The 8446-nt window shown below is 39.0% G+C and carries 5 protein-coding genes and 8 tRNA genes; 1 reads left to right on the top strand and 12 read right to left on the bottom strand.

Features of this window, described 5'->3' with window-relative positions; translation table 11 throughout:
• The first annotated feature begins 431 nt into the window (after positions 1-431).
• The gene (locus L654_RS0111320) at positions 432-1847 is read left to right on the top strand and encodes a sodium:alanine symporter family protein (RefSeq protein WP_024608073.1); all 1416 of its coding nucleotides are present in this window, start codon (positions 432-434) and stop codon (positions 1845-1847) included.
• A gap of 926 nt (positions 1848-2773) precedes the next feature.
• On the opposite strand, the gene L654_RS0111315 is transcribed toward L654_RS0111320, so the two are convergent.
• The 12 genes from L654_RS0111315 to L654_RS0111260 all read right to left on the bottom strand — a co-directional run bounded on the left by L654_RS0111315 (position 2774) and on the right by L654_RS0111260 (position 8231).
• Positions 2774-2860: transfer RNA gene (locus L654_RS0111315), tRNA-Leu, on the bottom strand.
• A 38-nt stretch (positions 2861-2898) separates the two neighbouring features.
• A tRNA-Cys gene (locus L654_RS0111310) sits at positions 2899-2972 on the bottom strand.
• A 19-nt stretch (positions 2973-2991) separates the two neighbouring features.
• A tRNA-Gly gene (locus L654_RS0111305) sits at positions 2992-3067 on the bottom strand.
• A gap of 49 nt (positions 3068-3116) precedes the next feature.
• Positions 3117-3203 (bottom strand) — tRNA-Leu (locus L654_RS0111300).
• Between the two features lie 39 nt (positions 3204-3242).
• Positions 3243-3318 (bottom strand) — tRNA-Gly (locus L654_RS0111295).
• A gap of 64 nt (positions 3319-3382) precedes the next feature.
• Positions 3383-3469, bottom strand: a tRNA-Leu gene (locus L654_RS0111290).
• 37 nt (positions 3470-3506) lie between these two features.
• Positions 3507-3580: transfer RNA gene (locus L654_RS0111285), tRNA-Cys, on the bottom strand.
• Positions 3581-3612: 32 nt separating this feature from the next.
• Positions 3613-3688, bottom strand: a tRNA-Gly gene (locus L654_RS0111280).
• A gap of 212 nt (positions 3689-3900) precedes the next feature.
• Complete coding sequence (gene pgsA, locus L654_RS0111275; RefSeq protein ID WP_032827134.1) at positions 3901-4446, bottom strand: CDP-diacylglycerol--glycerol-3-phosphate 3-phosphatidyltransferase; 546 nt, start codon at positions 4444-4446, stop codon at positions 3901-3903.
• 41 nt (positions 4447-4487) lie between these two features.
• Entirely contained in the window at positions 4488-6311 is a 1824-nt protein-coding gene (gene uvrC, locus L654_RS0111270; RefSeq protein ID WP_024608072.1) for an excinuclease ABC subunit UvrC, read from the bottom strand.
• 9 nt (positions 6312-6320) lie between these two features.
• Positions 6321-6971 (bottom strand): UvrY/SirA/GacA family response regulator transcription factor, encoded by a 651-nt coding sequence (uvrY, locus tag L654_RS0111265; RefSeq protein ID WP_002963136.1) that lies wholly within the window; start codon positions 6969-6971, stop codon positions 6321-6323.
• 108 nt (positions 6972-7079) lie between these two features.
• Entirely contained in the window at positions 7080-8231 is a 1152-nt protein-coding gene (locus tag L654_RS0111260) for a dicarboxylate/amino acid:cation symporter (RefSeq protein WP_007587010.1), read from the bottom strand.
• Positions 8232-8446: the final 215 nt, after the last annotated feature.

Below are 8446 nucleotides of genomic sequence, written 5' to 3'. Positions count from 1 at the left end.
GAGTGCCCACACAGATGATTGCTTTATATTGTTAAAGAACGTTTTGAGTCGCTTTAGCGTCTCAAGGGATGCGAATAATACACCCTTTATTTTTTGAGTCAACACTTAGTTTTAAACTTTCTTTCGATAATTTAAAACCGAAGTTTTATTTAACTCTCTGAGTAGTTCGTGCCTCGCTATGCGTTGTCCGCTGCGCGTCGCCATATCCCGTCTCAGTGGGGTCGCATTATAGGGAGCAGCGGATTTTACGCAAGCGTTATTTGCATAAAATAGTAATTAAAATTAAGCCCCAAGCAAGCGCACATGATAAGCACAAGTTACCCACAAAACCCTGTTGATAACTCTGTTTTTGAACTTTAAAACTAAACACTTTTATCCTGATGTGATAAGTTGCGGTCACTTTTTTTAACTCATGTATTTAGGCAGTATCCATGACAGACATAATAAACAGTATAAGTGCCCTTCTATGGGGCCAAGTTCTCGTCTACTTATTAATAGCAGCAGGCCTCTTTTTTACTTTTCGACTAGGCTTTATTCAGTTTGTGCAATTTCCACATATGTTCAAAGTTATGTTTGGCTCTCGTAAATGTGCAGATAATGAAATTTCATCCTTTCAGGCTTTTTGTACTTCGTTAGCTGCACGCGTTGGTACAGGTAATATGGCTGGTGTTGCTGTTGCCTTATACCTAGGTGGGCCAGGTGCTATTTTTTGGATGTGGCTTATTGCATTAATAGGTATGGCTACAAGCTTTGCTGAAAGTACTTTGGCTCAGGCTTATAAAACAAAAGATGCTGATGGCAATTTTAGAGGTGGCCCTGCTTATTATATGCAAAACGGTTTAGGTAAACGCTGGATGGGGACTTTATTCTCGTTATGCTTAATTTTAGCCTTTGGTTTGGTATTTAACGCCGTACAGTCAAACTCTATTGCTGCAGCATTTGAAGTAGCGTTTGATGTACCTAAGTATATAGTAGGCATTTGCTTGGTTATTGGCTCTGGTATTATTATTTTTGGTGGTTTGAAAACGATTTCTCGTTTTGCTGAAATGGTTGTCCCATTTATGGCATTAGCCTACTTGTTAGTGGCTCTTTATGTATGCGCTATTAATTTTACTGCATTACCTAATGTAATTGTACTTATAATAAAAAGTGCTTTTGGTATTGAACAAGCTGGTGCAGGTGCAATTGGTTATGGTGTTACACAAGCTATGATCCAAGGTATAAAGCGTGGCTTATTCTCAAACGAAGCTGGTATGGGTAGTGCAGCTAATGCCGCAGCTACTGCTACACCTTACCCTCCTCATCCAGCATCACAAGGTTATGTGCAAATGCTAGGTGTATTTATTGATACTATTGTTATTTGTACAGCGACTGCTTCTCTTATTTTACTATCGCAGCAATTAGTACCTGAATCTGGTGTTATGGGGATTGAACTTACACAAGCAGCATTACAAGAACATGTAGGCGACTGGGGTACTTACTTTATTGCCATTGCTATATTGTTTTTTGCTTTTACTTCTATTGTGGCTAATTACTCTTACGCTGAAACAAATTTAATGTTTTTAGAGCACAACTCTAATAAAGGTATGTTTATCTTTAGACTTGTTGTTTTAGGTATGGTGATGTTTGGTGCTGTTGGTGAGCTTGGTTTAATTTGGACGCTGGCAGATATATCAATGGGTTTAATGGCCATTGTAAACGTTATAGCGCTATTTATGCTTTCAGGTGTTGTTGTATGGCTCTCTAAAGATTACAACGAACAACGCAAAAAGGGCTTAATACCCACCTTTGACAAAAGTAAGCATCCTAAACTTGCTAAAGAGGTCGATCCCGAGGCCTGGAAATAAACAATAAACAGCGAGCTACGGCTCGCTTTTTTAGTTCTAAAAATAAAAAGTCCTGACACATAGCACTCAATCATTTATACGTAAAAGCTGTTACGGACGATAAGAACTGTATAGACATTATCTGATTATCAGCCTAGATAAGACAACCTACAAAAACAGATGTTTAATGCCCATAGCTCTGCATTATGTATAAGCACTTTATTGTTTACCTATTTGAAGTTCTCACCATAACTCTAGATTTACTCTTACCCGCGATTTTTAACTTCCAATGAGCATGTGTTAGCAACCAATTCGACAACTATACCAACCTGCATAAATCTCTGAGCAATTTAACGAATTAAATTGCACTATAACGTCGTTAAAAATTTTTATTTAGAACACTAGATACAAAAATTTTTGCCTAGATCTAGCGTAATTTCCTTAACCTTAAATAGACCCCATATATAAGCAGATTGGTATTACTTTATGCTACCAGCACATAGGTGTTTGAACTTTGCTTTCAAGGTTGTTTGCTCTCGAGGTGTAGATTGCTTTACTGTTTTGAATTTTTTAAAGCTAATGACCTACTTTACTGGTTGGTATCATAAGTCTATGACGCTTAGTTCAGTTCAAAGTGTATTCATTAGCATTAAGTACTCTGTGTCGCTAAGGGTTGCATGGCTGGTTTATTTGAGGCGTTATAGGATTGGGTTTGGAGATATTACATTATGCTTACTCATATATATCTTTAATACGATAGATATACAAACTCTTACTGAACTATCACACAACGCTATTATTGGGTAGACCATGCATAAAGTAGTGCATATCAAGATAATATAAATCATAGAAAACATAAAAATGATAAATCAGGATTTTTACTGGATGTTTTATAGATATTAGAAGGTTTATTAGATATTTTTTAAGCAGAGCGCTTAATAGATAGATGGTGCCCGAGGCCGGACTTGAACCGGCACGACTTGTTAGTCGAGGGATTTTAAATCCCTTGTGTCTACCAATTCCACCACTCGGGCATCGAGTTTGCTAATTAAAGCGTGTGGAGTAAATTATATGGAGGCGGAACCCGGAGTCGAACCGAGGTAAACGGATTTGCAATCCGGTGCATGGCCACTCTGCCATTCCGCCTAAATGCATCCAAATAATTTGGAGCGGTACACGAGGCTCGAACTCGTGACCTCGACCTTGGCAAGGTCGCGCTCTACCAACTGAGCTAGTACCGCAAAATACTGTTTTATCAACTTCAAATCATCTTGGTAAAATAATTTAAAGTGGTGCCCGAGGCCGGACTTGAACCGGCACGACTTGTTAGTCGAGGGATTTTAAATCCCTTGTGTCTACCAATTCCACCACTCGGGCATCGAGTTTGCTATTAAAAGCAAGTGGATAAAACTAATATGGAGCGGTACACGAGGCTCGAACTCGTGACCTCGACCTTGGCAAGGTCGCGCTCTACCAACTGAGCTAGTACCGCATCATATTAATTCTAAATTAACCATTTTATAAATTACACTTGGTAATGCAATTAAACCACAAAGTGGTGCCCGAGGCCGGACTTGAACCGGCACGACTTGTTAGTCGAGGGATTTTAAATCCCTTGTGTCTACCAATTCCACCACTCGGGCATCGAGTTTGCTAATTAAAGCGTGTGGAGTGTTGAAATGGAGGCGGAACCCGGAGTCGAACCGAGGTAAACGGATTTGCAATCCGGTGCATGGCCACTCTGCCATTCCGCCCCAATACTGGAGTAATAACCTTGAGATAAACTTGGAGCGGTACACGAGGCTCGAACTCGTGACCTCGACCTTGGCAAGGTCGCGCTCTACCAACTGAGCTAGTACCGCATTTTATTTATCAGTTATTTGAATTAGCACATGATGATTTATGTGAACATTCAGGTAACTGATTAATTACCGTTTTGTTTATCTCGGGGGCTATGCCCTCTCAACACGGACGCATTCTACAGAGATTATTAAACGCGTCAATACAAAAAATGCTAGTTTTGAACTGTTTGCTTGTTTTTTATCTAAAACGGTGCGTTATTATACATTTAGAGTTAATTTTTAGTCAATTCACCCCATGCTGCACGTAAATATTGCATCATAGAACTCAAGGTTAAAAAGGTCGCAATGTACAGTAGTCCAAAACTTAAATAGTTCATCCACGTATCATATTGCCAAATCAAACCGATAATGGCTAACATTTGTGCAGCCGTCTTTATTTTACCCATATTTGATACAGCTACATTACCACGCTTACCCTGCTCTGCCATCCATTCTCGAAGTGCAGATATGATTATTTCACGGCTTATTATAATAAGAGCAGGTATTGTCATATACATTGACTGGTACTGATCAGATAACGCTACAAGTGCAGCACATACCATTACTTTGTCAGCAACAGGATCTAAAAAAGCACCAAAAGGAGTTGATTGCTCAAGCTTTCTTGCCAAATAACCGTCTAATATATCGGTGATCGATGCAAGCCAAAAAATAAAGGCGGCAGCAAAAAAAGCCCAGCTATAAGGCAAATAAAATATCACCAAAAAAACGGGGATAAGAAAAAGTCTAAATGTTGTGAGTGTGTTTGGAATATTCCACATAACTACTTGGATATGTCTTTTTGCTATATTCGCATGTAGGGCTAGCCCTTGTCATGCAAATGGTTAAATATCTTCTCAGCCATGTCAGGGCTGATCCCAGGAACTTTCTTTAACTGTTCTATATTAGCAGCTTTTACACCCTGCATGCCCCCTAAATATTTTAATAATGTTTGGCGACGCTTAGAACCTACTCCATTTATTTCTTCTAGTAGTGATTGTGTACGTTGTTTTTGTCGTTTATTACGATGCCCTGCAATAGCAAAACGGTGAGACTCATCACGTATATGCTGAATCAAATGAAGCGCAGGCGCATCTGAATCCATCGGAATGGTTTTGCGTCCACCGTCAATCAATAGTGTTTCAAGACCGGGTTTACGACTCGTTCCTTTTGCAACACCGACTAATAAAGGCATTTTAGTGTGCGGCCAATTAGAAAAGTACTGTTCAGCGCGTCCTAACTGCCCCTTACCGCCATCAATAAAGATAACGTCTGAAATTTTGTCTTCGTCTACTAACTTGTTATAGCGCTTATTAAGTGCAAATTCCATTGCAGCATAATCATCGCCACCTGTAATACCTGTTACGTTGTAGCGCCTATACTCTTTTGTATTTGGGCCTTGTGAGTCAAATACAACACAACTTGCAACGGTGTTCTCCCCCATAGTGTGGCTTATATCAAAACACTCCATTCGGGTAATATCGTCAAGTCGCAGTGTTGCTTTTAATTGTGCATAACGCTTATTAATAGAGTCTTGGGTACTTTGTTTAACCGCAATACTGTTTAATGCATTTTTATTTGCGAGTTGTAGGTATTGCGCACGCTCACCACGAGTAACCACTTTAAGGGTTACTTTGCGCTCACTTATTTGTGTAAGCGCTTCGCCGAGTGCCCCGCTCTCTTCTATTTCAAACGGTAATATGATTTCTTTTGCAATACGCCCTGTTGCTCCTGGCGCTAAATAGTACTGTCCTAAAAATGAAGTCAATATTTCTTGCTCACTCGAATCTTTAGGTACTTTTGGAAAATAGGTTTTACTACCCAGTACTTTATGATCGCGGATCATTAATAAATGAATGCCGTTTAACCCGTTTAAATGCGCAAAACCGACAACATCCATTTCTGCAAAGTTACCAGAAATAGACTGTTGCTCCTGCATTTTACGAAGTAGCATTATTTGGTCGCGAACTTTTGCCGCTAATTCAAAGTTTAATTGCAGGCTGGCTGCTTCCATTTTTTTTATTAAATCAGCAATAACTTCGTGAGATTTACCCGTTAAAAATTTACGAACATAGTCAACTTGCTCACTGTAATCATCATCAGTTACTTTATTTACACATGGAGCTGAGCAACGTTTAAGTTGATATTGCAGACACGGGCGACTTCTTGCGCGGTAATAAGCATCTTCACATTGACGAACAGGAAATATTTTTTGCATTAAGCGCAAGCTTTCAGATACCGCTCCTGCGCTTGGGAAAGGCCCAAAGTACTCACCTTTAATTTTACGACTGCCACGATGAAATGCTAAACGAGGGTGTTTATGGCTAGTTAGTAAAATATAGGGGTACGACTTATCGTCGCGTAATAATATGTTGTACCGAGGCTGATATTTTTTTATTAGATTATTTTCAAGCAGCAGCGCTTCGGTTTCAGTATTGGTGAGGGTGACTTCAATGTTACAAATATTACTCACTAAAACGCGTGTTTTGCTATCGGTAATGTTACTTCTAAAGTAACTGCTCACACGCTTTTTTAGATGCTTTGCTTTACCAACATAAATAACTTGGTTGTCACTATCAAGCATGCGGTATACGCCCGGCTCACTTGATAGCGTTTTGAGAAAATGTACGTGATCGAATTCAGACATAAATTATAGTTAGTACGAAACGTCTATATCAATCATTTTATGACGAATAGCTAAATGGGTAAGCTCAACATCACCACCTACATTTAACTTTTCAAACATACGGTAACGATAGCTATTTACTGTTTTAGAGCTTAGATTTAAGCGTTCAGCTATATTTTGTGCTTTTTCACCTTTGGTGATCATAAGCATAATTTGCAGTTCGCGCTCAGATAAACTCTGAAAAGGGTTTTCATCTGTGCGGCCTGTCACTTGTGCAAGCGCTATCTGCTGTGCAATTTCAGGTGCAATGTAACGCTGACCAGCATGAACACAACGAATGGCACGAACCATTTCGTCAGAGCCTGCACCTTTAGTTAAAAAGCCATGTGCACCAATTTGCATTACCTTGCTCGGAAACGGGTCTTCACAATTAACAGTAAGCACAATGATTTTTACATCTGGGCAGTAACGACAAATCTTTTTAGTCGCTTCTAATCCGCCCATGCCTGGCATATTCATATCCATTAATACTATGTTTGGCGCATGCTGACGACAAAACTGTACAGCCTCTTCGCCAGTTTTAGCTTCGCCAATTACTTTAAACCCTCGTACGTCATCAAGAATACGCTTGATTCCTGTTCGTACAAGTTCATGGTCATCAACTAAAAGTACATTAATCAATGGAACATCCTCACTTACCTAACAACATGCAATTTAATTAAATTAATTTGCCACAGTAACATACATAAAGCGAAACAATAATTAATATTATTGCCTCGCTCTAATAGTTTAAGATGACGATTTTTCGCTAAATCTGTCAACCCATAACGCAATGATACCATCACCCGTTACATTACACGCAGTACCAAAGCTATCTTGTGCTAAATAAAGTGCAATCATTAATGCAACAGCACCTTCATTAAACCCAAGCATACTTGTTAATAAACCAAGCGCCGACATGACTGCACCACCTGGAGCACCCGGTGCTGCGATCATTACTACACCTAACATCATAATAAACGGTAGCATACCCATTAATGAAGGAACTTCCATGCTTGGCGATAAAAACATAACAGCCATTGCACAGGTTACTATAGTGATAGTTGAGCCAGATAAGTGAATAGTCGCGCAAAGTGGCACTGTAAAGTTAGCTACATCTTCTTTAACGTTATTTGCTTTACTTGATTGAAGCGATACTGGAATCGTTGCTGCACTTGACATAGTACCTAACGCTGTAAAGTAAGCTGGTAGCATATTTTTAACTAATTCGATTGGATTACGTTTTAACAATATACCTGTCGCTATATATAAAACGCTTAACCATAACCAATGCATAACAAGCGCTGCAATTAGTACTACACCAAATGTTTGCAACGTATCTACCACAGTGCCTGCCACCGTCATTTCGGCAAATACGCCAGCAATGTAAAATGGTAAAGCTGGAATAATTACTTTCGATAATAACCCGTCCACTACATCACGACCCTGATCAGACACCTTTTTAAGCGTATCAAGTTCTAGTTGGCTCATGCCTATACCAAATACAAAAGCAGTCACTAATGCGGTCATTACACCCATCAGAGGTGGAATTTCTAAATCAATAAAACTACCTATTTCAGTAGCAACTTCTGCTTCAAATGTAATGCCACCACTTAAAAAAGGTATAACAGCACTTACTAATAAAAATGCAAGCGTACCTGCAATAATGGTAGAGCTGTAAGCAAACCCTACTGTTTTACCAAGTAAGTGACCAGACCCTTTTGGTAGGCCAGCAATACCCGATGCAATAAAAAATAAAATGATAAGAGGGATGGTAAAGGAGATAATTTGACCAATCAGCTCTTTTACTGTAAATAAAAGTTCAACACCAGTTATAGGTACATATAGTCCGACTAAGATACCGGCCACAATACCGGCAATTAATTTTAAGATTAACTTCATTGTGATTGCTTAATTGAATTTAGATACGTGTTTTTATCATGTTTTAGACGCATTGTGTGATAAAACTATTCAAGTTACATTCATGTGCGCAAATAACGAACAAATACAGCTTAATCTAGAGCTCTTTTGAACATTTTTTGACTAAACGAGTTTTTACTCTTTAAATCTCAAATTAAGCCCGCACCTACAATAACTAAAGCACCGTTAATAATTGA

The organism is Pseudoalteromonas sp. TAB23, from assembly GCF_000498075.1.
Classification (GTDB): domain Bacteria; phylum Pseudomonadota; class Gammaproteobacteria; order Enterobacterales; family Alteromonadaceae; genus Pseudoalteromonas; species Pseudoalteromonas arctica.
This window is presented reverse-complemented; position numbering and strand designations above follow the sequence as displayed.